This is a genomic window from Cupriavidus sp. NPDC089707 (assembly GCF_044748965.1).
Lineage (GTDB): Bacteria > Pseudomonadota > Gammaproteobacteria > Burkholderiales > Burkholderiaceae > Cupriavidus.
On sequence record NZ_JBIVHB010000001.1, the window covers coordinates 443745 to 466689 of the forward strand.

At 66.9% G+C, this 22945-nt stretch carries 24 protein-coding genes; 7 read left to right on the top strand and 17 right to left on the bottom strand.

Annotated features, from left to right (window positions below; translation table 11 throughout):
* Positions 1-21 precede the first annotated feature (21 nt).
* From ACIP1U_RS02110 to ACIP1U_RS02160, 11 genes are all read right to left on the bottom strand, one after another.
* Positions 22-480, bottom strand: a complete 459-nt coding sequence (locus ACIP1U_RS02110; RefSeq protein ID WP_400311115.1) for a TadE/TadG family type IV pilus assembly protein — start codon at positions 478-480, stop codon at positions 22-24.
* Positions 477-1013, bottom strand: coding sequence for a TadE/TadG family type IV pilus assembly protein (locus tag ACIP1U_RS02115; protein WP_400311118.1), 537 nt, complete (start codon positions 1011-1013; stop codon positions 477-479). Before ACIP1U_RS02115 ends, ACIP1U_RS02110 begins: the two co-directional genes overlap by 4 nt.
* A 9-nt stretch (positions 1014-1022) precedes the next feature.
* Positions 1023-2285 (bottom strand): pilus assembly protein TadG-related protein, encoded by a 1263-nt coding sequence (locus ACIP1U_RS02120; protein WP_400311121.1) that lies wholly within the window; start codon positions 2283-2285, stop codon positions 1023-1025.
* Positions 2286-2310: 25 nt separating this feature from the next.
* Complete coding sequence (locus ACIP1U_RS02125) at positions 2311-2649, bottom strand: hypothetical protein (RefSeq protein WP_400311123.1); 339 nt, start codon at positions 2647-2649, stop codon at positions 2311-2313.
* Positions 2650-2675: 26 nt separating this feature from the next.
* Complete coding sequence (locus ACIP1U_RS02130) at positions 2676-4565, bottom strand: type II and III secretion system protein family protein (RefSeq protein WP_400311126.1); 1890 nt, start codon at positions 4563-4565, stop codon at positions 2676-2678.
* 79 nt (positions 4566-4644) lie between these two features.
* Positions 4645-5487: a Flp pilus assembly protein CpaB gene (gene cpaB / locus ACIP1U_RS02135; RefSeq protein ID WP_400311128.1), complete on the bottom strand. Its 843-nt coding sequence runs from the start codon at positions 5485-5487 to the stop codon at positions 4645-4647.
* Positions 5488-5536: 49 nt separating this feature from the next.
* Complete coding sequence (locus tag ACIP1U_RS02140) at positions 5537-6952, bottom strand: ATP-binding protein (protein WP_400311747.1); 1416 nt, start codon at positions 6950-6952, stop codon at positions 5537-5539.
* A gap of 80 nt (positions 6953-7032) precedes the next feature.
* Positions 7033-7566, bottom strand: coding sequence for a prepilin peptidase (locus ACIP1U_RS02145; protein ID WP_400311130.1), 534 nt, complete (start codon positions 7564-7566; stop codon positions 7033-7035).
* A 54-nt stretch (positions 7567-7620) separates the two neighbouring features.
* Positions 7621-7794 (bottom strand): Flp family type IVb pilin, encoded by a 174-nt coding sequence (locus ACIP1U_RS02150; protein WP_400311133.1) that lies wholly within the window; start codon positions 7792-7794, stop codon positions 7621-7623.
* A gap of 97 nt (positions 7795-7891) precedes the next feature.
* Positions 7892-8089, bottom strand: a complete 198-nt coding sequence (locus tag ACIP1U_RS02155) for a Flp family type IVb pilin (RefSeq protein WP_400311136.1) — start codon at positions 8087-8089, stop codon at positions 7892-7894.
* Between the two features lie 75 nt (positions 8090-8164).
* Positions 8165-8422, bottom strand: a complete 258-nt coding sequence (locus ACIP1U_RS02160; protein WP_400311137.1) for a hypothetical protein — start codon at positions 8420-8422, stop codon at positions 8165-8167.
* 833 nt (positions 8423-9255) lie between these two features.
* Between ACIP1U_RS02160 and ACIP1U_RS02165 the strand changes: the two genes are divergently transcribed.
* Positions 9256-10266: a glycosyltransferase family 2 protein gene (locus ACIP1U_RS02165; RefSeq protein WP_400311140.1), complete on the top strand. Its 1011-nt coding sequence runs from the start codon at positions 9256-9258 to the stop codon at positions 10264-10266.
* Positions 10267-10465: 199 nt separating this feature from the next.
* Here the strand turns inward: ACIP1U_RS02165 and ACIP1U_RS02170 are convergent, their stop codons facing one another.
* Positions 10466-11842, bottom strand: a complete 1377-nt coding sequence (locus ACIP1U_RS02170; protein WP_400311143.1) for a sigma 54-interacting transcriptional regulator — start codon at positions 11840-11842, stop codon at positions 10466-10468.
* A 1283-nt stretch (positions 11843-13125) separates the two neighbouring features.
* Positions 13126-14097, bottom strand: coding sequence for a LysR substrate-binding domain-containing protein (locus ACIP1U_RS02175; protein WP_400311146.1), 972 nt, complete (start codon positions 14095-14097; stop codon positions 13126-13128).
* 78 nt (positions 14098-14175) lie between these two features.
* On the opposite strand from ACIP1U_RS02175, the gene ACIP1U_RS02180 reads away from it, so the two are divergent.
* On the top strand, positions 14176-15438 hold the full coding sequence (locus tag ACIP1U_RS02180; protein ID WP_400311149.1) for a nitrate/nitrite transporter: 1263 nt from the start codon (positions 14176-14178) through the stop codon (positions 15436-15438).
* Positions 15439-15441: 3 nt separating this feature from the next.
* Here the strand turns inward: ACIP1U_RS02180 and ACIP1U_RS02185 are convergent, their stop codons facing one another.
* The 4 genes from ACIP1U_RS02185 to hemL form a co-directional block, all read right to left on the bottom strand.
* Complete coding sequence (locus tag ACIP1U_RS02185; RefSeq protein WP_400311152.1) at positions 15442-15945, bottom strand: TPM domain-containing protein; 504 nt, start codon at positions 15943-15945, stop codon at positions 15442-15444.
* Between the two features lie 17 nt (positions 15946-15962).
* On the bottom strand, positions 15963-16829 hold the full coding sequence (locus tag ACIP1U_RS02190; protein WP_400311155.1) for a TPM domain-containing protein: 867 nt from the start codon (positions 16827-16829) through the stop codon (positions 15963-15965).
* 10 nt (positions 16830-16839) lie between these two features.
* Positions 16840-17466, bottom strand: a complete 627-nt coding sequence (locus ACIP1U_RS02195) for a LemA family protein (protein WP_400311158.1) — start codon at positions 17464-17466, stop codon at positions 16840-16842.
* Positions 17467-17584: 118 nt separating this feature from the next.
* Positions 17585-18877: a glutamate-1-semialdehyde 2,1-aminomutase gene (gene hemL / locus ACIP1U_RS02200; protein ID WP_400311161.1), complete on the bottom strand. Its 1293-nt coding sequence runs from the start codon at positions 18875-18877 to the stop codon at positions 17585-17587.
* A gap of 226 nt (positions 18878-19103) precedes the next feature.
* Between hemL and ACIP1U_RS02205 the strand changes: the two genes are divergently transcribed.
* The 5 genes from ACIP1U_RS02205 to ACIP1U_RS02225 all read left to right on the top strand — a co-directional run.
* Complete coding sequence (locus tag ACIP1U_RS02205; protein WP_010813017.1) at positions 19104-19274, top strand: rubredoxin; 171 nt, start codon at positions 19104-19106, stop codon at positions 19272-19274.
* Between the two features lie 372 nt (positions 19275-19646).
* The gene (locus ACIP1U_RS02210) at positions 19647-20144 is read left to right on the top strand and encodes a response regulator (RefSeq protein ID WP_400311165.1); all 498 of its coding nucleotides are present in this window, start codon (positions 19647-19649) and stop codon (positions 20142-20144) included.
* Positions 20145-20163: 19 nt separating this feature from the next.
* Positions 20164-20535: a PleD family two-component system response regulator gene (locus tag ACIP1U_RS02215; protein WP_029045760.1), complete on the top strand. Its 372-nt coding sequence runs from the start codon at positions 20164-20166 to the stop codon at positions 20533-20535.
* Positions 20536-20587: 52 nt separating this feature from the next.
* The gene (locus tag ACIP1U_RS02220; RefSeq protein WP_400311168.1) at positions 20588-21148 is read left to right on the top strand and encodes a chemotaxis protein CheW; all 561 of its coding nucleotides are present in this window, start codon (positions 20588-20590) and stop codon (positions 21146-21148) included.
* A gap of 117 nt (positions 21149-21265) precedes the next feature.
* On the top strand, positions 21266-22945 hold a 1680-nt coding region (locus ACIP1U_RS02225), incomplete at its 3' end, for a methyl-accepting chemotaxis protein (protein WP_400311171.1).

The following is a 22945-nucleotide window of genomic DNA, read 5'->3' on the forward strand; positions in this document are numbered from 1 at the left end:
TGTGCTCCTGGTTCATGCGTGCTAGTTGCAGATCTTGCCGCCGGTTGAAGAATTCAGGCTTTCCCGCGGCAGCGTTGTCGTGAACGAAGGCATGGCCAGCGTGATCGGCACGACCGGAATAAAGGTCTTGACCGAGACGTTGGCCACGCTGACGGTGACCGAGCGGCACGTGCTGCGGGCAACGTCGGCGTCCGCCTCGCATCCACTGGGCTCGTAGCCGATCTGGATGTTGGCGGCCTGCAGCTTGGGCATCAGATTGGTCATCCTGGCCTTGATGGTCGCGTCCTTGGCGTCGCACACCGCCGCAATGCGTGCGCCCAGGCGGGTTGCCTCGCCAGCGGTGTTCCAGTAGAACAGCACGCGCGAGAATTCGGCAATGCCGATCAGCAGCATGAAGAAGATGCTGGCAACGATGGCGAACTCGATCGCCGTGGCGCCGCTCTGGTGTCGACGCAAGCGGGTGGCATGATGCGGAGTCATAGCACTTGCCTCATCACGGTTGCGATATCGGAGAACGCCAGGGTTCCCACTTTGATGTAGGTCTGGATTGGTGAATATGAGTAGCCCGATATCCTCACTTCGACCAGGTTGATGGTGCCAGCCTGTACGCCTGAACTGTCTCCATCCTCGTAGATGGGAACGTTGGCGAACTGCTTGCCGCCACAGCCGCTTGCGTCGACACGGTCACAGACGACTACCATCGAAGTGCTGAGGCCTTTGACCAATACCTCGCCTTCGCAGACGGTCTTGCCATAGACGGCCATGCACTTTGCCTGCGCCAGCGGATAACCCGGCTCGCTGGGTGCGTACTGCGACAGGAAGCGGGCAGCGTCGCGCGTGGCCTTGGTCAGGGCGTTGTATTGGTAGATGGCGCGACCGTACTCCGCCACCCCACTCACCAGCAGAAGCAACGGCACCAGGACCAGTGCGAATTCCACCGCGACCACCCCGCGCAGATTGTGCCGGTTGTGCCGGTTGTGCCGATTGCGCCTGCGCTGCCTGCATCGCTCCATGATTCGCTCCTATTGCACCAGCACCGGCACGCGGGGGCCTGAACCCGTATCGGACCCGGGCACGCCCTGGGTCGCGCAGGGACTGGTGGAGTCCTTCGAATTGCCCAGATATTCGAGGTAAACCACGTCCTTGACGCTGGGCTCCTGCATTGGCTGCACCATCAGCATGCAGTTCCAGGAGACCACTTTTGCCAGCTTGGTCGAGGCGAACTCGGTGCAATCCACCATCGGCACCTGTACCAGCCTGCGGTCAGCGCCGGCCTTGTGCACCGCCTGTGTGGATTCCGTGCCCTTGGTGGTCAAGCCGCTGTACTCGTCTTTCTGGTATGGCGCGTTGGCGCCTCGCTTCTGGATGAAGTCAGCGTAGGCGTTGCCGCCGTTGGGTGGATTCCATGTGGTGACGCTGTAGGAATAGCCGGTAAAGTCGGGCGGGCCATCATCTGGTCCCTTGTAAGAGCCGGTATAGATGCCGAAGCGGGTATTCCACGCCGCGATCAGCGCCGAGATATTGCCGGGTTCACCAACTTTGGAGCCCACTGCCGGCAGGTCGCACTGTCCGCTGCCGGCAAGCAGGTCCGCCAGCTCGGAAGCACCGCCCGCCGGAGGCGACAGGTCAGCCCAGCCAAAGCTGCCGGGGCCGTACGGGTCCTTCGGATCGACCTTGGACTTGATCCAGTCGCCCTTGTTGTACGCGGCCTTTGGCGGATTCGCCGTCGGCGGCGTGCACACGTAGACCGGAATGGCACAGGCTGTCTGCGCACTGGTGGTGGTGGCCACCGCCATGGCGTTCACGGTGCTGGGCTGGATGTCGATGCCGGGCAGCAGGTTAAGGAGATGGATGAACCAGTGGGCGATATCCGTGCGCTCAGCGGTGCATTTGACGTACTTCACCTTGTCCAGCGCGTAGGGCACGCTGTCCTTGGTGTGGTAGGCGCCGTCAGGCGTGTCGCTGTACGTGACATTGAGATCCTTGACCATTTTCACTGCCTCGTTCTGGAACATGGCAGCGTTGCTCGTGCCAGTGGCGAGGCCGGCCGCCTCCGACACGAGCAGCGGCGTGGCCCCCGTGACGTCGCGCGCGGCGGACAGCGCGCAGGCATCGACGCCGTTCTGCAGCTCGCTCTTGGTCACATAGAGCTTGCCCAGGTCGAGCGCCAGCCCGACGAAGCCAATCAGTACGGCCAGCGACAGCCCGACGATGATGGCGATCGCGCCACGCTGCCGCTTGCGCCAGGGCGCCTGCCGGCCTCGGTAGGTGGTAGGGCGTGACATATCGGCTCCCCGTGGTTTGCGCGGATCAGCGCGACCCGCCACCTGACATGCCCACGCCGCCGTAGCCGCCGGCGCCGAAGTCGATCGTCATGGAGGGCGAGCCGCCTTGCTTGCCGTTGGCCAGCGAACGGTCGAAGTTCCGCATCGCAGCCACCGCGGTCTTGCCGTCGGCGCCCGTGACGGTGGGCAGTCCCGCCGGCGCGTCGGGATTGATGATCTGCATCTGCGTGACCGTGGCGAGCGCCACGCCGCGCTGGCCGTCCCACACCGGCGTCGAGGTCATGCAGGCCGACAGCGTGAGGCAGGCCAGGCTGCCGAGCACCAGTGTGGTGGCGCCGCGCGAAAGGTTGAGTTTCTTGCTCATGATCGTTCTCCTGTGGGCGCGGCGGTTCAGTTGCCGCCCGCGGCGCTGCGCGTTGCGGTGCCGGCGGCTCGTGCCTGGGCCAGGCGCGCGGCGGTGGCTTCGATGCGGGCGATGCGTGCGGCGGTGTCCTCGGCAGGTGGTGCTGCAGCGATACTGCGCACGACTGGTCGGGCCGGTTCCGGCGCGTCTGTGGTCCGAAGCGTCGGGGTCGCGGCTGCCTGCGCTTCTGGCGACCCGTTAGTTGCCGGCGGATCCAGTGGGCGGCCCGTCGGCACCATTGAGACCGACGTGCCAGTGCCTTCGCTGCGCGGCGCCGACGGCGGCGTGACAGGTGCGGCGGCCGGTGCGGCGGGCTGCGAGGGGGCCGGCGCGGGCTGCGGCGCGGGCTTGCCACGGCCTTCCATATTGCCCATGAAGTACAGCGACAGCGGGTTAGGCGTGGAGAAGCTGTCGGTCGGCAGCGGGTAGTTGCTGGTCTGCATCGGCTTGACCAGGCGCGGCGTGATGACGAACACCAGTTCGGTCAGGTCCTGCTGGTACTGCGTGCTGCGGAACAGCGTGCCCAGCACCGGCACCTCGCCCGCGCCCGGCAACGCCTTGAGCGAGCCACGCGCGCTGTCGGTCAGCAGCCCGCCGATGGCAAAGCTCTCGCCATCGCGCATCTGCACGGTGGTGGAGGCGCGGCGCGTGGTGATGACCGGCAGGATAGTCTGTCCTGCCAGCGTGCCGCCTCGGATGGTGGCACCCGTGGGCGACAGCTCGGACACTTCAGGCGACACCTTCAGGTGGATGCGGCCGTTTGCCAGTACGGTGGGCGTGAACTTCAGGCCCACGCCGAATTCTTCTTCCTGCAGCGTGACGGTGCCGGCCCCGTTCAGCACGTTGGCCTGCGCCACCGGGATGTAGATCTTGCCACCGGCGAGGAAGCTGGCCTCCTGGCCGCTGATGGTGACCAGGTTAGGCTCGGCCAGGATCTTGACCAGGCTGTCGTTCTTCTGCGCGTCGACTGCGATATCGAACGGCCGATTGTTGGCCTTGCTGGCGAAAATCGCGGTGGATGCGCCGGTCAGCAGCGAAGTCACCAGCCCGCCGCTCCACGAACCGAAGCCACCCTGCAGGTTCACCGTCGAGCCGAGCTGGTTCAGCAGCGTCTTCGACACTTCGGCGACCTTGACTTCCAGCATCACCTGCTGCGGGCTGTCGACGGACAGCATGTTGAGCACGCCGCCTTTCTTGTCCCCGTTCTTGCCGTCGGTGCCTTGCGCAGCGTTGGCATACGCCTGGGCGATGTCCATTGCCTGCTGGGCGGACTGTGCATTGGTGACGCTGCCGGTCAGCACGAGGTTGTCGGCCGCGGTCATCACGCGGATGCCAGGCTCGCCGGGCAAGAGTTGGCCGAGAGACGTCTGCAGGCCGCCGGCATCGGCATTGACCACGACGTTGATGATGGTGCAGGCGCCGCTGCGGCCTTGCACAATCATGTTGGTGGTGCCGACGCTGCGGCCCAGCACGTAGAGCGTCTGGGGCGACACCATCGTCGCCTGCACGACATTGGGATTGCCCAGCGTGCGGTTGCGTACGGGCTCCTGCAGCGAGATCAGCTGCGACTTGCCGACCGGCACCATCACGCTGGATTCGCTGCGGATCGCACCGACGCAGTTGGGGCCGCGCGCCTCGGCGGCCGGCGCGGGTGCCTGCGCCGAACTCTGCGCCACCGTAGTCGGGGCGCCTGGCGTCATGCTGATGGTCATCTGCATGGGTGCCGCAGGCGCCTTGGCGGCTGCCGGCGCCGTGGTCTTGGTCACGATGCCCGCCTCCATGGCGGCCTGCGCCGCGGCGGCCAGCGGGGTGAAGAGGATGGCGGCAAGCACCAGGACGCGGGTGCCGCCTGCGGCGTCGGATCTTTTCTGGTTCATTTTGAATCTCCCCCCGGAGAAGCTGTGATGCAGATCAGGATTCGTTGAACGTCGTGCGGGACGGGGTCAGAAGCAGCGGTCAGAAGCACTCGACGCCGCCCTGCATGCCTGCCAGCACCCCGATGCAGTTGCCGCGCGCGGGCTGCACGGCAACCGTACGGGTCTTCACCACGGTGCGAGTGGCCGTCTGGGTCACGACCTTGGCGGCTGGCGCCTCGGGTGCCTTGCCCAGCAGCGTGCCTTTGGTGGCGCCGCCGGTGTTGATGTCTGCGACGTCCATCTGGTTGCGCAGCACCAGCGACAGCGTGCCGACACTGCGGGCCACGTCGAGCTTCTCGGCCTGCTCGGGCGTCACTTCCAGCGTGACGGCATTCACCACCTTGGGCTGGGTGTCGTCACGGCTGACCTGCTGCGCTACCGCCAGCACCAGGATCTTCTCGAGCACGATCTTGGAGATGTTGCTGTTCTGCGCGTTGCGCGCTTCTTCATTCGTGTTGACGATCACGTCGACGTAGTTGCCTGGCAGCGCGAAGCCGGCCACACCCACCACGTCGTTGACGCGGACCGTGATCGCGCGCTTGCCGTCGTTGATGACCGCGGACAGTCCGCCCTTGGTGCCGATCGGCGCCAGCTTGGCATCGAGGACCGGCTCGCCGCGCTGGAGGCTGGTGCGGACCACGCGCCCCTCCAGCGTCTTCAAGTCCTGGAATGAGCCGGGCGGCACGCTGCCCGCCGGCCAGCTGACCAGCCGCAGCTGGCTGCCGTTGAGCGGTTGCCCCAGGTTCAGGTCGTTGGCGGCGACCACCACCTGCTTGACCGAGCTCGATGACTGCTGCACCAGCCATCGCGACGCCGACACCACTGCCGCCACGCCGGCGACCAGGGCAATCAGCAGCATCAGGATTGCGCGCATGTTTTTCATGATGACTCTCCCCAATATCCCCAATGGTTTCCGTGTCGGCTGCTACTGTTCAGCTCGCGGCGCGGTGGTTGTCTGACCAGCGACGGGCGCCGCTGGCCTGCATTCCTTCAGGCGAGGTGCGCAGCCCGTAGTAACCCTGCCAGGCCGCCACCAGGCCTTCCTCAGTGACTTGCGGCGCGGCGCCGTGGTAGTGCACGCCGGAGGCCACCAGGCGCAGCAGATCGCGCGGGATGCAGGCGAACAGCGGTGTATCGCTGGCGTAGTGCAGGCTGTCGACCAGGAAGTCGAACACGGCCTCACTGCTCGCCAGCCCGTATTCGGCGGCAGTGCGCTGGTACACCTCGCGGTAGTCGTCCACCGACAGCGGGCCCACGTAGAGCTTGCTGCCGAGCCGGCGCAGGAAGGCATCGTCGCCGAGCGCCGCGGGTTCAAGGTTGCTCGAGAACACCGGCCAGACGTCGAAAGGCACCGAGAAGCGCACGCCCGTCTGCAGCGTGAACATGTCGATGTTGCGATCCAGCGGCACGATCCAGCGGTTCAGCAGGTCGGTGACGCCGACGAGCTGGCGACCCAGGTCGTCGATGATGTAGATGCCGTTGTTCGCCTTCATGTGCGGCGGCGCCTGGTAGAAGCCGGCAACGGGGTCGTAGCGCAGGTCCAGCATGGACAGCGTCAGTTCGCCGCCGGACAGCACCACCGGGCGGTGGCAGAGGATCCAGCGGCGGTCCAACGAACGGCGCGCCAGCGAGCCCTCGCTGTCATCGCAGGGCACATGGACCAGCGGGTCGAATATCTGGATGATTTCGCCGGCCACGGTGATGGCATGCGGCACCGGCACCGCGCCCGGCAGCAGCATCCCCAGGCGCTGCGCGAGGTAGGTCTTGCCGCTGCCGGCGGGCCCGTAGATCATCAGGGCCCGGCAGGTATTCAGCGACATGCCGATGGCATCCAGCAGGTGGACCGGGATCACCAGGTCATGAAAGGCCGCGGTGACGTCCGCCTTGGTCACCGATGCCTGGCCGACCGAGTGGCGCTTCACCGCCTGGACGTAAGCGTCGAGCGTGACCGGCGCAGCGCCGGTGTAGCTGCAGCGCGCTGAAGCTTCGGCGGCGCGGGTATAGCCGGCGTCCGTCAGCCGGAAGCGAACGTCGAGGTCGCTGGCGCCGCGGTGAGCGATTTCAAGCAGGCGCTCGCGTACGGCAACGGCGGCCACTTCGTTGACGACGGTGCCCGGCAGCTTCAGCGTGTCGGTCAGCACGGCCAGCGTGACGGTGCGGTGCAGGTAGGCGGCCTTCATCAGCAGGCTCAGCAGCTGCGCCACTTCCAGTCCGGTGTCGGCGATGGTGCGCGGCAGGACGTGCCAGGGGGACAGAGGCACCGTGCCGTGATCGGGCTGGGTACTCCTGACTGTCGCGACGGGTTCGAGGTGCCGTGTGGCGTGACCCGTGTCGTGGTACTCATTCATTGCCATCCCCCGGTTGCTGTTCTGCGTGCTCTGGTTCTTCAAGGCGCGCGTCGTTTTGCGCTGCGCTGTCGTGTTGGTTCTCAGGTGCCGGCAAAGAGCATGGCAAGCGTGCCGGCGGCGATGGCGACGCCGTAGGGTATGGAGCCTGCGGATGCCTCGCCTTCAGGCTGCACCGGCCTCGCACGGCGTTGAACCGCCACGCTGAGCATGTAGCGCACTCGCGATAGGGTCACAAGCGTCTGCCTGGTTACGAGAAGCTGCACCAGCGCCCACACACCACCGATCACGCAGGTCGCCAGCGCAACGTTCACAACCATGGCCGCGCCAAGCCAGGCGCCGACGGCTGCCAACAGCTTGACGTCGCCGGCAGCCATGCCGCGCAGCAGGTAGAAGGGGAGAAACAGGGCGAGGCCCACCAGCCAGCCATACAGCCATGCCAGCGATCCGGCGGTGATGCCATGAATGGTCATCTGCACTGGCAGCGCGGCGATCCAGGCACCGAACGTCAGCCAGTTGGGAATGCGGCGCCGATCCAGGTCGATGGCCGCAGCGGTCAGCACGATGCCGATCGTGGCGGGGCCTACGAGGGAGGCGATAGTGGTGGCGGCTTGCATGGCGTGTCGGCTTGAGGGTTGGGCGAGTGGTCAGGAAGGTGCTGGGCGGATGTCTCAGGGCATGCTGGCGGCGATCAGCGCGTACATTTCTTTCACTGCGCCGCTGACCTTGTAGACGGAGCCGATGATGGCCACCGCAATCAGCATGCCGAGCAACGCGTATTCGATAGAGGAGACGCCTTTGTCGTCTTGCAGCAGATCCTTTGAAAAGACGAGGAGCTTTGACATTGGCGTCTCCGGTGTCACTGGTAGCGGACTGTTGTGCGGATGCGCTCTGTGGAAGTTCTACAGAGGCTGAAAGCTGTGCGCACCCATTGCATCCAGGTCACGGGGTGGCGGCGTCATTGGCGGTACTGAGCGCCGTACCGACCTTGTCGAACGTCTCATCCAACTCCGTGCCGATGAGCCTTACGGCTGCGATGATGACGACCGCAATCAGCGCGGCAATCAGGCCGTATTCGATGGCCGTCACGCCTTCTTCGTCGCGAATAAAGCGCTTGATCATGGTGCTCAGGTTTTGCATGATTAACTCCTCGGGTTGGTGACAACAAGCACTGCAGAACTTCAGGTTTGCGATGGGGCTAAACCGGCGCGGGTCTTAGCGCCGGAAAATGCGGCAGCACGGCGGCGCGCAGATGGCGCATGCATGGAAGGGCCAGCGGCCCGGACCGCCGCACATGCCCTGCGGGCTGCGCGCCTCGAGCCGGCGTTCGGCCGAAGCGTGCATGCAGCGCGCTACGTGGTGCGCCTGGCCTGCGCGGGTCATGCAACGGAACGGCACGCTGCCGCCCATGCGGGCGGATGCGGCGTGACCAGCGTTCCGGTGCGTCAGCGCGAAATGGCGTGCGGCAGGCATGGCAAGTTTCCCCGTATCGTTTTTTGGTTCTGATGCCGGCCAGTTGCTCCAGCATCTCGGCATTCGCCTTTGTGGCGGTGCCGGTGCCAGGACATAGGCAAGCGGCGGGCCAGCCAACGCGAAAGCCTTGTGCCATAAGGCTTTGCGGGAAGCAGGGGTGATAGGGCGGCAGGCCATCGGCACCGCAGGCGCTGTTTTCACCGCGCTTCGTTGCCGGCGGGAAACGCAAGCCGCGCAGGCCATTTCGGATGAGCCAACTAACGGATGAGGTCGCGCGGCGCGCTGGCGAGAGCGGGCTCTCAATCCAAGGCAGGCACTTCAACCAAAAGCATGATTTGGCAGGAGTGGACGAGAGCGATATATACGGCGCTTGGCTGGGGCATTGTGGTGTTCGCCGACTGCGGCGCGAACAGTGCCGCCTGATGGATGAGGCAGCCGGCCCCGCGGGCCAGCGTTTCCGGATAGAAACGTCGACGCCTTCCATGGCGCGCCCGGCATGTCCCGCAATGTCACTTCGATCCCTTGCAACCCCTGTATTTACGCGGCTTGCCGGCCAGGCAGGCCGCATGATTCACGGCAGAAACGTTGCCCGCTACAGCGCCGCCCGGCATGGCTATCCATGCGTTGCCGATGGCCGCGCGCCTTGCTTTCCGTTCGGTGTGCGACAAAACTGGGCCAGGAAGAACGGCTGCGCGCCCGCTATGCACAGCGGGGTTGCGCATGCACAAGACTAAAAAAGCTCGGGGGAAGATGTCGCATCGACAGCCGGTGTGTGGTTGCACACGCCGCATGCCCCCTGATGCAGGTGTTGCGAGCATCGGAGGATCCAGGTCATGTCCAACTATGAAACCCAACTCCTTTCATTGGTGGTGCCGTTCCGGAACAACGGCGCTGCGGTAGAGGGCTTCCTTGCGCGCGTGCTGCCGATCCTGGAATCCGTGCACGCCACGCAGTTCGAGATCGTCTGCATCAACGACGGTAGTACGGACGATACCTTGCCCCGGCTGGTCGACGCAGCGCGCCGTGATGGCAGGATCCGCGTGATCGAGCTGACGCGCTGCTTTGGCAAGGAGGCAGCCCTGACTGCCGGCATGGACGAGGCACTCGGGGACGCCGTGATTCCGTTCGATGCGGACCTGCGTGATCCGCCAGAACTGATCCCAACGCTGGTCCAGTGCTGGCGACAAGGCGCGGAGGTTGTGCTTGCCCAATGCACGGGGCTCGGCAATGGCTCGTACCTGAAGCGGTTTGCCGGAGCCGTTTGCGACCGCTTGCACAACGCACTGTCAGACCTGAATATTCCCAGCAATGTCGGTGAGTTCCGTCTGATGGATCGTGCGGTAGTGAATGCCATCAAGCAGCTCCCCGAAAGGCACCGCTTCATGAAGGGCCTGTTCTCCTGGGTAGGCTTCCATACCGTGATCGTGCCGTATCAGCGTGAACAGTGCCGTGCAGGCTTATCGAACGAGCAGGGAAGCGGGCGCTGGAGGGCGACGCTGGCCGACATCGCCAGCTTTGGTTCGGTGCCGCTGCGTGGCTGGACGTACCTTGGCTCGTGCATCGCGCTGGTCTCGATCTGCTACGGCCTGTACATCGCCGCATATAGTGCAATGGGCGATGGGGACGTGCCCGGCGTTGCGCCGGTGATCGCGCTGCTGCTGTTTTTCAGCGGCGTGCAGCTGATTGGCATTGGCCTGGTTGGCCAATACATCGGGCGCATCTACGAGGAATCAAAGGGCAGGCCGATTTACCTGGTCAAGCGCCGCTACCATACGCGCCGTCCGCAGCGTCGCGCAGGCGGGGACGGCAAGATCATTTCACTGGTGGCCGGCAAGCGCAGCTGACAGACGCCTGCGCAGGGTGCGGCCGCCCGGCGTCGCGGGCGGCCATGTCGGCAGGCAAGCGTGCGAGCGGCCAATCTGGCAAAGCATGCATGGCACATTGCTGGCGGGATCGTGATCGACCCCGCCAGCAACGTCGAGAGGATTGCGTTGGGCGTGTGCGCAGAGGCTGATGATGCGGATAGCCTGGACGGTTTCCCTCTCAGCTTCCCTGCACGTACACCATCCCCATACCCCCCTTCTTCACCTGCAGCTTGTATTCCCGCATCAGCCTGAACAACGTCACCCGCGAGATTCCCAGCTCCGCCGCGACATCGATCAGCCGCTCATGGTTACGCTGCAGCGCCTCGACAATCGCATGCTGCTCCGCTTCCTCACGGATCGCCGCCAGCGTCTTGGGCCGTTCTTCCGCAGGCGTTGCCAGCTCCAGGTCCGCCGGCTGGATCACGCCGTCCTCGCACATCGCCGCCGCATGGCGGATGCGGTTGATCAGCTCGCGCACGTTGCCCGGCCAGTTGTGCTGCTGGATCGCGCGCAGCGCGGTCGGCGAGAAGCCGCGGATGCGGGCCGGCGACTGCTTGCGCACGCTGTCGAGCACGTGCTCGGCGATCAGCATGATGTCGCTGCCGCGTTCGCGCAGCGGCGGCTGGCGCACGCGCAGCACGCACAGGCGGTGGTAGAGGTCGCCGCGGAAGCGTTCGGCCGCGATGGCGGCGTCGAGATCGACGTGGGTTGCCGAGATGATGCGTACGTCGACCTCGACCGATTCGGTGCCGCCGAGGCGCTCGATGCGGCCGGTCTCCAGGAAGCGCAGCAGGCTGGTCTGGCTTTCCAGCGGCATGTCGCCGATTTCATCGAGGAACAGCGTGCCACCCTGTGCCATCTCGATGCGGCCGGGCTTGCGCTTGGTGGCGCCGGTGAAGGCGCCGCGCTCGTAGCCGAACAGTTCGGACATCAGCAGCGTGGGCGGGATGGCGGCGCAGTTGACGGCGACGAAGGGCTTTTGCGCGCGTTCGCTGGCACGGTGGATGGCCTGGGCGGCCAGCTCTTTGCCGGTGCCGGACTCGCCCGAGATCAGCACCGGGGTGTCCCAGCGCGAGACCTTCTCGATGCCGCGGAACAGCGTCTGCATGGCGGCGCAGGTCCCGATCATGCCGTCAGGGCGCGAGCTGGCCGCCGCGCGCTGCACGGCGGGCCGCATCTGCGCCATGCCTTGCGCATGGCCGAGCGAGCGGGCCAGGTCGGCGGACTCGAACGGGGAGGTGTAGTAGTCGACGAAGTAGAGTCCGAGCAGGCGGCGTGCCGCTTCGCTCAGCGCCTCGCGGCTGGCGACGATGCCGATCCAGCCGAATTGCGGCTGGGCCAGCCAGGGTTCGAACGATTCCAGCTCGGCATCGCTGAAGCCGCTGTGCACGTCGAGCAGCGCGGCGGCTGGCTGGGCGCTGTGGGCGAGCGCGAGCAGTTCCTGCAGGCTCGACGCGAAATTGAGCTTCCAGCCCCGTTGCGACAGGACCCTGCACAGCATGGCGTCGTGATGCTGCGACAGGTACAGCAGCGGGCGGTTGGCATACGCGCTCATGTGATTTCCCCGGATTTCTTCTTATCTGTCGAAGCCGGCCGCGGCGGTTGCCACGCACCGGATTCGGTGGCCCTGAGGCCCGCGCCGTCGATGCATCATGGATGCGTCGCGCCGGCGTCTTCCCCGAATTCTGTTCTTGCCGTCCCGCCGTTGCGCCGCGTGGTTCGCCGCTGCCGCGCCGATGTCGATGGCATCGGTCACGGCAGCGGCGTCTCGCCGCGCCCGCATGGCAGGCCGCTCAGCACCCCATTTATCCAGACGCGCCGGCAAGCCGGCACATCCGCGTTCCCCTTTGCCGCCCGGTGATCCGGGCTGGCGGGGTCTTTCCAGGTTCCACGGGCCGCGCGCAAGCGCACGGCCCGTGTCCTGAAAGACCTCCTCTAATCTTGTCGGCAATCGCTGCACCATCAGGCAACAGCGGGCGCCGGTGCGGACCAGTTACTGCCGCGTGGCCCAACGCTTACAGCACCAGCCCGACACCCACCCTGGGATGCGGGAGTCGTTCTGAAACTGAGCTTCGGCGAACGCGTGCCAGTATGTTTGCCGTTTCCGTTTCAGACTTCCCCTGTGTCGGGCTTCTGTTCGCGGGGACATAAGTGCGATGAACGTGCCAGTGCGACACAAGGCTTTGATTTGAAAAGAAAATCGCAAAAAACCAGTGAGCTGGTTGCCATTGGGCTGTGTAAAAACGTTCCGAATCTGATACATCGCAGGCCAGTTTCATGCTGCATCGCAACATGCGTGTAAAGAGTTATGCCATGGATACAGCACATTTTTATGAACTGGTGTGACGAATGGCCTACCTTGATGCATCCGCAGCCATCCGAAAGAGGGGAGGCGCTAATTCAAACGCTCGGGCGCCATGGCTCCGATGCTGCACGCGGAAGCCCGTTCGCAGGAGTTGCATTTCCTTTACACCGGCCTGGACCTTTTGCAGGTTGCGCAGGCTCCTGGACATGGGCAGTCTCAGCCTTTTAGCGCTTTGCGGCCGGGCTTACCCACGCCGGAAGGCTTTTGCAACGGCCGTTGACAGGCATTTGCACGGTTTCGCGCATGACGTTGCCAGCCAGACCTCATCTTTTTGGATGGGTGGCGCGGGAAATCCATGCGCGCTGGCATGGCCAGCAAAATGGTTGCATCGGTGAAACTCGGGCCGTTCCCGGCCCCGGTCGAAGGACGCTTTCACTGACACCGCGCAGGCGCTGCGATTGCCGGCCAGCCGTTGAAATGCCTGGGGTTATCGAAAATGATTCGTATTGCCAACATCGGCGTACGAAACAATTTCATGAATGAAACTGCTCGTGTTGCCCGCCGACGGTGGTATGCGTTTGCGTGGCCTCGCCGCGCGCCTGCTCCTGCAGCCAGGCGTGGAAGGCATGGATCGCCTTTTCCCTCGGGTTGCCTTCGCGCCAGGTGACCCAGTAGTGCAGGCTGGAGGGGATCCGGGTCGAGCCGATCTGCACCAGCTGGCCGCTGGACAGGTAGTCGTGCGCCAGTTGCGCGCGTGCAGTGGCAAGGCCCAGGCCGGCCACTGCCGACTGCAGCATCAGTCCCGCATCCTGGAAGATCGGGCCGCGCTCGGGCTCGTCGCCCGGCAGCCCGGCCGCTTCCAGCCAGTCGCGCCACGGGCGCAGCGCAAAGCGCAGCATCGGCAGCCGAGGCACGTCGGCCAGCGTGAAGCCGGGATAGCGCGCCAGCAGCGCCGGGCTGGCCACGGCGATGACGTGGTCCTCGATCAGGTTGTGGCACTCGAAGCCGGGCAGGTCCACGCGCTGGTGCCAGATGCCGACGTCGACGCTGTACGGGTCGGGCGGGCTGATCTCGGCGTGCAGCCGCAAATGCAGGTCCAGCGACGGCACCTGCGCGTGCAGGCTGGGCAGGCGCCGGATCAGCCAGGCATTGGCCAGGTCCTCCATCACGCTGACCTGCAGCCGCACCACCGGCGGCGCGGCGGCGCTGTTGCCGGCCTCGCGCAGCGCGCTCTCGATGCTGTCGAGCGCGGCGCGCACCTGTTCGGCCAGCCGCGCGCCCGCGCTGGTCGGCGTCATCTGGCTGCCGGTGCGCTGGAACAGCTTGGTACCCAGGTTGGCTTCCAGCCCGCGGATATGGTGGCTGATGGCGCTGTGCGTAAGCGCCAGCTCTTCGGCCGCGCGCGAGAAGCTGCGGTGGCGCGTGGCGGCCTCCAGCGCGCGCAGCGCTTGCAGCGGCGGCAGGTGGACGGGGCGATCGGCGGGTTTGCCGGGGGATTTGGCCATGGCCGTCAAATTCTACTCACAATTGCCGCGGCTATGTTTCGTTGGCCTTGCACCGGAATGGGGACGACAATGCAGGCCATGACGACTACCACTACTCCCGCTTTGTCTTCCGCCCCCGCGCCGACGCAACAAGCCGGTGTCCGCTGGCGCGTGCTGGCCGTGTTCTCGCTGGGCTTCCTGGTGTCCTACGTGTTCCGCGGTGTCAACCTGGGCTTCGCGCCGCATCTGACGCGCGAGCTGGGGCTCAACGCCGGCGACCTCGGCCTGCTCACCAGCTTCTATTTCCTCGGCTTTGCCTGCGCCCAACTGCCCGCCGGCATCCTGCTGGACCGCTACGGCCCGCGTCGCACCGAGGCGGCGATGCTGCTGGTGGCCGTTGCCGGCTCGCTGGTGTTCGCGCTGGCGCCGGGCATGGCGGGTCTGGCCGCCGGCCGGCTGCTGATTGGCGTGGGGGTATCGGTGTGCCTGGGCGCCGCCATCCAGGCGCTGTCGATGTGGTTCCCGCTGTCGCGCATGCCGTTGCTCAACGGCGTGGTGATGGCAATCGGCGGGTTCGGCGCGGTGCTGGTCGGCACCCCGCTGTCGTGGCTGCTGTCGCTGACGGACTGGCGCATGGTCAGCGCCGGGCTGGCGGGTGTGTCGCTGGCGATGGCGGCGCTGCTGTGGTTCAGCGTGCCCGACAAGCCGCGCGCCGGCAAGGAAAGCCTGCGCGAGCAACTGCGCGGCACGCGCCAGATCCTGGCCAGCGAGCGTTTCTGGCGCGTGGTGCCGCTGACGCTGCTGAACCAGGGTGTATTCCTGGCGGTGCAGACCCTGTGGGTCGGTGCCTTCCTGCGCGATGTGCCGGGCTTCGATCCGGCCACCAGTGCGCGGCTGGTTTCGGTGATCGGCTTCGCGATGATGGCGGGCTGCGTCGGCTCGGGCTGGGCGGCGCGCCACCTGGAGCGCATCGGCGTCAGTCTCTATGCCTTTGCCGGTATCGGCATGACCGGATTTATCGTGGTGCAGGCGCTGCTGATGGCACAGGTGCCGCTGCCGCCGGTGCTGCTGTGGGCGGCCTACGGCGTGTTCGGCTCCAGCGGCATCCTGACCTATGCGGTGCTGGCCCGCAGCTTCCCCGACGCGCTGATCGGACGTGCCACCACGGCGCTGACGCTGACGGTGTTCCTGGCGACCTTTGCATGCCAGGTCGGGGTAGGGTTCGTGCTCGACCTGTGGCCGTCCAGCGGCGGCCATTACCCGAAGGCGGCGCACATGACGGCGTGGGGCGGGCTGGTGGTGCTGCAGGTGCTGGCGGCGGTGTGGTACCTGATGGGCGCGCGGCGCGCGCCCGCCCGCTAGTCCCTAGATCAGGATCGGCCGGTCATCCAGCTCATTGGGGTTGTGCCCGCCGTCGGACGGGAAGTGGGTGGCCAGCAGCTCATGGATGCGCGCCACCGTGACCAGCACCGGCGCCACCGACAGGTCCTGCTTCAGCCCATGCGCAAGTTCATCGCACAGTTCGCGCCAGATCGCCGGCCCCACGCTGGCGTCGATGCCGCGATCGGCCAGCAGCTCGACGGCGTGGTCGGCCAGGTTGATATAGAGCAGCACGCCGGTATGGTCGGCGGTGTTCCAGACTTCCAGCGCGCCGAACAGGAAGCGGGCGCGCTCGCGTGGGGTCACGCCGGCCCAGGCGTGGCCCAGCGGCAGGCTGGCTTCGATGACCACGCGGACTTCGCCGCGATGGCGCGACTCGCCGGCATGCACGGCCGCATGGAGCTGCTGCTGGGCCTCGGCCGGGAAGTGCTTGCGCGCGGTGCCGGCGGTGGTGGCGAGATGATGCAGGGCACGTCGGAGATGGGGCATGGTCGTCGCTCCTTGTGTCACCAGTTGCCGGACGCGCCGCCGCCATCGAAGCCGCCGCCGCCTCCGCCGCTGAAGCCGCCACCGCCGCCGCCTCCGAAACCTCCTCCGAAGCCGCCGCCGCGCCGTCCCCAGTCCTGACCCATGCCATAGCCGCCCAATCCCCCCAGGCCGCCGGCGATCACGTCACGGCCGCGCCGGGTGGTGACGATCTGCGGCCCGCGCGAGCGCCGCATCGCGCCGATAAAGAAAAGCAGGATGATCGCCAGCGGGAACAGCACCGGCAGCCAGTCCTCCAGCGCGGAGGATTGTTGCGCCTTGCGCGGCTGCGGTCCGGCCAGGCCTTCCTTGTCGATGGTGGCCTGGATGGCGGAGATGCCGGCCGCCAGCCCGCCATAGAAATCGTTCTGGCGGAAGTGCGGCGCCATCACGTCCTGCAGGATGCGCTTGGACATGGCATCGGTCAGCGAGCCCTGCACGCCGCGGCCGACCTCGAGCCGCATCTTGCGCAGCCCCGCCGGATTGTTCTTGGCGATCAGCACGATCACGCCGTCGTCGATGCCCTTGCGCCCGGCGCGCCAGGCGTCGGCCACGCGGATGCTGTAGGCGTCGATGGGCTCGGGCTCGGTGGTCGGCACCATCAGCACGAAGATCTGGCTGCCGCGCTGCTGTTCGTATTCGGCGAGCACGTTTTCCAGCGCGGTGCGCTGCTGCGAGCTCAGCGTGCCGGTCAGGTCGGTGACGCGCTGGGTCAGCGGCGGCACCGGGACGAAGCCATCGGCCGCCAGCGCCGGCGTGCACAGCCATGCCGCCATCCACAGCAGCAGCGCGGCCAGGCCGGTGCGCCAGAAAGACGCCTGCTGCCAGCGGCCGATGGTCAGGCCCATGGCCGCTGCCTCAGAACTTGACCGCCGGGGGCGTCGAGATGGCCTTCTCGTTGTCCACCGTGAACGACGGCTTGACCGGGTACTTGAAGATCATCGCGGTCAGGTTGGTGGGGAAGCTGCGCGCCAGGACGTTGAAGTCCTGCACCGCGGCGATATAGCGCTGGCGCGCCACGGTGATGCGGTTCTCGGTGCCTTCCAGCTGCGACTGCAGGTCGCGGAAGGAGGCGTCGGCCTTCAGTTGCGGGTAGTTCTCGGACACCGCCAGCAGGCGCGACAGCGCGCTGGACAGTTCGCCCTGCGCCTGCTGGAAGCGCTTGAACGCTTCCGGGTCGTTCAGGGTCTCGGGCGAGACCTGGATGCTGGTGGCGGCGGCGCGCGCCTTGGTCACCGCTTCGAGCGTCTCGCGCTCGTGCGTGGCGTAGCCCTTGACGGTGTTGACCAGGTTGGGAATCAGGTCGGCGCGGCGCTGGTACTGGTTGATGACCTCGCCCCAGGCCGCCTTGACCGCCTCGTCCTTGGTCTGGAAGTCGTTGTAGCCGCAGGCGGTCAGCAGGCTGGCCATGGCCGCCAGCAGCAGCCAGCGCAGCACAGACAGCGGCGAGCGCATCGACGAAGACAGGGAGGAAGAGGCGCGCATCGTGAGACTCCGCAGGTTAGGCATGGTGGGCGTGGATCAGCGAATGCCAAGTGTAGCGCACCGCCCATCAGCCAGGCGACGGGCAGGCAGCCGCGCAGGTGACTGCCCGGCGCGGCCCTCAGCCCGCTGCGAAGGCCTTGCGCGCGGCGTCGAAGGTGGCGTCCAGGATGGCGTCGTCGTGCTGCGCCGAGACAAAGCCGGCCTCGAACGCCGACGGCGCCAGGTAGACGCCGTTATCCAGCATGGCATGGAAGAAGCGATTGAAGCGCGCGGTGTCGCTCTTGGTCACCTCGGCGAAGCTGCCGGGCACGCCTTCGCGGAAGTACAGGCCGAACATGCCGCCGATGGCGTCGGCGGCAAACGGCACGCCGGCCGCCCGCGCGGCGTCGGCCAGGCCGTCGGCCAGCTTGCGGGTCTGCGCGGCCAGCTTGTCATAGAAGCCGGGCGCCTGGATCAGCTTGAGCGTGGTCAGGCCGGCGGCCACCGCCAGCGGATTGCCCGACAGTGTGCCGGCCTGGTAGACGCCGCCCAGCGGCGCCAGCTTGGCCATGATGTCGCGCCGCCCGCCGAAGGCCGCCGCCGGCATGCCGCCGCCGATGACCTTGCCCAGGCAGGTCATGTCCGGGCGGATGCCGTAGTGGGCCTGGGCGCCGCCCAGCGCCACGCGGAAGCCGGTCATCACTTCATCGAAGATCAGCACCGCGCCGTCGCGGCTGCACAGTTCGCGCATGGCCTTCAGGAAGGCGTCGCTGGCGCGCACCAGGTTCATGTTGCCGGCCACCGGCTCGACGATCACCGCGGCGATCTCGCCGGCGTGCCTGGTGAAGGCCTGCTCCAGCTGCTCGACGTTGTTGTACTCCAGCACCATGGTGTGGCGCGTGACGTCGGCGGGCACGCCGGCCGAGGAGGGCGCGTTCTGCGTGGTGTCGGCGAAGGTCAGCAGGCCCGAGCCGGCCTTGACCAGCAGGCTGTCGGCATGGCCGTGGTAGCAGCCCTCGAACTTGATGATCAGGTCGCGGCCGGTAAAGCCACGCGCCAGCCGCAGCGCGCTCATGGTGGCCTCGGTGCCGGAAGACACCAGCCGCACCTGCTCGATCGACGGCACCAGCTTGCAGATTTCTTCGGCCATGACGATCTCGCCCTCGGTGGGCGCGCCGAACGAAAAGCTCTGGGCACAGGTCTCCTGTACCGCGCGCACCACCTCGGGGTGGGCGTGGCCGACGATCATCGGGCCCCAGGAGCCGATGTAGTCGATATAGCGCTGGCCGTCGGCATCCCACATATAGGCTCCCTCGGCGCGCGTGATGAAGCGCGGCGTGCCGCCCACCGAGCGGAAGGCGCGCACGGGGGAGTTGACGCCGCCGGGAATGGTCTGCTGGGCGCGGTCGAAGAGCTGCTGGTTACGGGACATGGCGTTGAGTGGAATCAAGGACTGCTGGGAACGTGGCGGCGCGGCCGGCGTCTCGTCGACATGCAGCCAATGCCGTGGAATTTCACGGCAATTGACTGCCAATCCGGCGCTAACATGCGCGAACACGGCGGAACTGGCACGATTCTGGCGGTCGCCGGCTGGCGCGGGCGGCACGGTTTCGGTACCATCTGCGCTGGATTTTAATGGAGAGTGGCCAGAGCCTGTTATGGAATACAAGACTTGGATGTGCCTGATCTGTGGCTGGATCTACGATGAAGCCGCAGGCGCGCCGGAAGACGGCATCGCCCCGGGGACCCGGTGGGAAGACGTGCCCATCAACTGGACCTGCCCGGAATGCGGCGCGCGCAAGGAAGATTTTGAGATGGTGGCCATCTGACGCTGGCCGCCGTCCGGCCCGACGCCAGCTTGCGCGCCATCGAAGCTTCATAGAAAGCCGCCAGACTGGCAGCGCGCGTCGCGCCGATACGACAGAACGCCGGCAAGGGCCCGCCGCCCCGGATTGACGGCCCACCGGCGTCTTGTCACACTCTGTTGCAAATTATGTGGCCGTCCATCCACCATTGGTAGGGAAGACGGCAGGCAGGTGCGGGTTCCACGCACCGCCACTGCCGGGTCTGGGCCCGGCCTTGAAGGGAAGCAGCATTATTTTCGGGGGTCCGTCGGGGCGCGCATGGGTCGCGCTGCTCCGCACGGGTGTTCTCTGGTGCTTGCCGGCGCGCCGCATGGCGTGGCCGGTCGCGGGAACAACATGCGGGTCGCTCAAACAGAAGAAAACCAGCGGGTCAATGCCGCCGGCGCCAGCGTTGCGGCGCCTGGCGCACCAATGCCGGACACCCAGGCGCACGCGCGCCGCAAGGTGCTGGTCATCGACGATTCCAGCACTATCCGCCGTACCGCGGAGATCTTCCTGTCGCAGGCGGGATACCAGGTAATGCTGGCCGAGGACGGCTTCGAGGCGCTGGCCAAGGTCGGCGAGTTGCATCCGGACCTGGTCTTCTGCGACATCCTGATGCCCCGGCTGGACGGCTATCAGACCTGCTCCCTGATCAAGAAAAGCCCGCGCTTCCACACCATCCCCGTGATCATGCTGTCCTCGCGCGACGGCGTGTTCGACCGCTCGCGCGGCCGGCTGGTGGGGGCGCATGACCATCTGGCCAAGCCGTTCACCCGCGAAGCGCTGCTGCAGGCCGTGCAGGCCTGCCTGCCGGTCCACGCTGACGGAGCGGAACGGGCTTTGCCGGCATGAACGAACCGAAGGAAACCTCATGACTGCCATCAACAAGATCCTGATCGTCGACGATTCCCCGACCGAAGCGCTGTTCATGTCCGACCTGCTCGGCAAGCGCGGCTTCAAGGTCTCGGTCGCCGGCAACAGCGACCAGGCCTTTGCGCGCCTGGAATCGGAAAGCTTCGACCTGATCCTCATGGACGTGGTGATGCCCGGCCAGAACGGCTACCAGGCCACCCGCGCGATCAAGCGCGACGACCGCTTCAAGGACATCCCCGTGATCATGTGCACCAGCAAGGGACTGGACACCGACCGCATCTGGGGCATGCGCCAGGGGGCGTCGGACTACATCGTCAAGCCGGTCGACGGCGAGGAACTGCTGGGCAAGATCGCCGCGCTGGCGCACTGAGCCGCCAGCGCCGGCCGTACGGGATGCCACCACCAGTACCGGGGACCGCCACATGAACGCGCCACGCCAAGACCTACGCGCCCGCCACACCCGCCTGCAGGACTACCAGGCCATGCTGGCGCGGCGCCTGCGCGAGGCGCGCAGCCTGCCCGCCGCAGACAGCTACCTGGCGCTGCAGATCGGCACGCGCCACTGGCTGCTGCCGCTGGCCGAGACTGGCGAGGTGCTTGACATGCGCCAGCCCAGCCCCGTGCCGCTGACGCAGCCGTGGTACAGCGGCCTGGTCAATGCACGCGGCAGCCTGCTCGGCGTGATCGATTTCAGCCTGTTCTGCGGCGGCGCGCCGACGCCGGTGCCGCCCGGCAGCAAGCTGGTGGTGCTGTCGCGCCAGGTGGAGCGCGCCTGCGCGATCCTGGCCACGCGCGTGGCGGGTTTGCGCCATGCCGCGGACCTGGGCCTGCCGCACGGGGAGGCGGCGCAAGGACACGATGAGGCGCCGGCCTGGGAGGGCCAGCGCTTCGCGGACCGCGATGGGCGCGACTGGCAGGTGCTCAACGTGCGCGCGCTGCTGGACGCGCCGGCGTTCCTGCAGGTGGGCCGCAGCGCGGCCTGAAGCCGGCGCGCGCAGGCGCCACGCCGAGAGCGGGCAAAAAAACACGCGCTGGCCCCAGGCTGGCGCACCCGGCACGAGCCGCCGGGCATAACAACGAATAACACGGAAGAGGGTGCCATGGGTTTCAAGAAATTCAGCCTGGGCCGGCGTACGCCGGCAGCCGACGCCGCCGCTGCGGCCGCCCTTGGCGGGCCGGAAATGGCCTATGCCGGCGGCCGGGAAGCCTCGCCTGCCGCGCCTGCCGAACCCCCCGCGCCCGCCGGGCTTGGCGCCACGCCGGTGGAGCAGGTGTCGGCCTGGCTGGGCCGCATGCCGTTCTCGTCGCAGCAGCGGGTGCTGACGGTGGGCGTGGTGGTGTCGCTGGTGGCGCTGCTGGGCTCGGTGTACCTGGATAACCGCATCGCCAACAACGGCGCGGCGCAGATCGAGATCGCCGGCGACATGCTGATGCACTCGCAGCGCCTGGGCAAGGCGGTGCCGGTGGCGCTGCTGGGCAATGCGCAGGCCTTCACGCAGCTGCGCGAATCCAAGGAGACGTTGGCAAAGGACCTGAAGGCGCTGCAGGACGGCAGCGACGAGAAACGCGTGCGCGCCACCACGGGCAATGCCGCGCCGCTGCTGGAGGCCGCCATGACGTCGTGGAAGCGCTCCGAGAAGAGCGCGGCCGACGTGCTGGCCCAGCAGCCGGTGCTGACCACCATCGGCCAGACCCTGCAGGTCTTCAACGCCTCGAACCCCGAACTGCTGGAAGCCGCCGAGCAGGTGGCCGCCATCAAGCTGCAGTCCGGCGCCAATGCGCGCGAGGTGGCGGCGTCCGCGCAGCTGGTGATGCTGACGCAGCGCCTGGGCAAGAACCTGAACGAGTTCCTGGCCGGCGAGGGCGTCAACCCGGAGACCGCGTTCCTGCTCGGCAAGGACACCAACACCTTCCGCGAGACGCTCGACGGCCTGATGAACGGCAGCGAAGCGCTGCGCCTCGCCGCGGCCACCGACGAAGAGACGCGCGGCTACCTGAAGCAGCTGTCGCAGCGTTTCGACGCGGTGCAGAAGACCACCCAGACCATCCTGCAAAACCTGCCCGGCCTGATCGCCGCCAAGCGCGCGCAGCAGCAGATCTTCAACGACAACGAGGCGCTGCGCGGCGAGCTGTCGGCCTTGCAGCGCGCCTATGCCGAGTCGGCGCGCGTGCGTCCGGTGACGCTGGGCGCAACCGTGGTGTCCGCGCTGCTGACGCTGCTGTGCCTGGTCGGCCTGGCCGCGCTGTACCTGCGCGATTCGCGCATGCGCGCGCTCGAAGCCGAGGCGCGCGAACGCGAGGCCGAAGCGCGCCGCCTCGATGAAAAGCGCAACAACGACAACACCCAGAAGGCCATTCTGCAGCTGATGAACGAGCTGCAGGACATCGCCGACGGCGACCTGACGCGCCAGGCCACGGTGACCGAGGACATCACCGGCGCCATCGCCGACTCGGTCAACTACACCGTGGAAGAACTGCGCGAGCTGGTCGGCCGGGTGCAGCAGACCGCCGGCGAGGTGACGCAGGCATCGGGGCAGGTGCAGGCCACCTCGACCCAGCTGGTGTCGACCACCGAAGAGCAGTCGCGCCAGATCCGCCAGACCGGCGAATCGGTGGTGGAGATGGCCGACCGCATCACGCAGGTATCGCGCGGCGCGGCCGAGTCGGCCAACGTCGCGCGCGCTTCGCTGTCCGCCGCCGAGCAGGGTCAGCAGGCGGTGCAGAACGCCATCACCGGCATGAACGACATCCGCGAGCAGATCCAGGAGACCTCCAAGCGC

Bases quoted from the DNA above. Each gene is read 5' to 3' on its own strand.
- cpaB (WP_400311128.1), bottom strand. From the start codon at position 5,487: ATGAAAAACATGCGCGCAATCCTGATGCTGCTGATTGCCCTGGTCGCC.
- ACIP1U_RS02120 (WP_400311121.1), bottom strand. From the start codon at position 2,285: ATGTCACGCCCTACCACCTACCGAGGCCGGCAGGCGCCCTGGCGCAAG.
- ACIP1U_RS02155 (WP_400311136.1), bottom strand. From the start codon at position 8,089: ATGCAAAACCTGAGCACCATGATCAAGCGCTTTATTCGCGACGAAGAA.
- ACIP1U_RS02185 (WP_400311152.1), bottom strand. From the start codon at position 15,945: ATGCCCCATCTCCGACGTGCCCTGCATCATCTCGCCACCACCGCCGGC.
- ACIP1U_RS02165 (WP_400311140.1), top strand. From the start codon at position 9,256: ATGTCCAACTATGAAACCCAACTCCTTTCATTGGTGGTGCCGTTCCGG.
- ACIP1U_RS02175 (WP_400311146.1), bottom strand. From the start codon at position 14,097: ATGGCCAAATCCCCCGGCAAACCCGCCGATCGCCCCGTCCACCTGCCG.
- hemL (WP_400311161.1), bottom strand. From the start codon at position 18,877: ATGTCCCGTAACCAGCAGCTCTTCGACCGCGCCCAGCAGACCATTCCC.
- ACIP1U_RS02205 (WP_010813017.1), top strand. From the start codon at position 19,104: ATGGAATACAAGACTTGGATGTGCCTGATCTGTGGCTGGATCTACGAT.
- ACIP1U_RS02145 (WP_400311130.1), bottom strand. From the start codon at position 7,566: ATGCAAGCCGCCACCACTATCGCCTCCCTCGTAGGCCCCGCCACGATC.
- ACIP1U_RS02125 (WP_400311123.1), bottom strand. From the start codon at position 2,649: ATGAGCAAGAAACTCAACCTTTCGCGCGGCGCCACCACACTGGTGCTC.
- ACIP1U_RS02180 (WP_400311149.1), top strand. From the start codon at position 14,176: ATGACGACTACCACTACTCCCGCTTTGTCTTCCGCCCCCGCGCCGACG.
- ACIP1U_RS02160 (WP_400311137.1), bottom strand. From the start codon at position 8,422: ATGCCTGCCGCACGCCATTTCGCGCTGACGCACCGGAACGCTGGTCAC.
- ACIP1U_RS02150 (WP_400311133.1), bottom strand. From the start codon at position 7,794: ATGTCAAAGCTCCTCGTCTTTTCAAAGGATCTGCTGCAAGACGACAAA.
- ACIP1U_RS02140 (WP_400311747.1), bottom strand. From the start codon at position 6,952: ATGAATGAGTACCACGACACGGGTCACGCCACACGGCACCTCGAACCC.
- ACIP1U_RS02115 (WP_400311118.1), bottom strand. From the start codon at position 1,013: ATGGAGCGATGCAGGCAGCGCAGGCGCAATCGGCACAACCGGCACAAC.
- ACIP1U_RS02195 (WP_400311158.1), bottom strand. From the start codon at position 17,466: ATGCGCGCCTCTTCCTCCCTGTCTTCGTCGATGCGCTCGCCGCTGTCT.
- ACIP1U_RS02110 (WP_400311115.1), bottom strand. From the start codon at position 480: ATGACTCCGCATCATGCCACCCGCTTGCGTCGACACCAGAGCGGCGCC.
- ACIP1U_RS02210 (WP_400311165.1), top strand. From the start codon at position 19,647: ATGCGGGTCGCTCAAACAGAAGAAAACCAGCGGGTCAATGCCGCCGGC.
- ACIP1U_RS02190 (WP_400311155.1), bottom strand. From the start codon at position 16,829: ATGGGCCTGACCATCGGCCGCTGGCAGCAGGCGTCTTTCTGGCGCACC.
- ACIP1U_RS02170 (WP_400311143.1), bottom strand. From the start codon at position 11,842: ATGAGCGCGTATGCCAACCGCCCGCTGCTGTACCTGTCGCAGCATCAC.
- ACIP1U_RS02220 (WP_400311168.1), top strand. From the start codon at position 20,588: ATGAACGCGCCACGCCAAGACCTACGCGCCCGCCACACCCGCCTGCAG.
- ACIP1U_RS02215 (WP_029045760.1), top strand. From the start codon at position 20,164: ATGACTGCCATCAACAAGATCCTGATCGTCGACGATTCCCCGACCGAA.
- ACIP1U_RS02130 (WP_400311126.1), bottom strand. From the start codon at position 4,565: ATGAACCAGAAAAGATCCGACGCCGCAGGCGGCACCCGCGTCCTGGTG.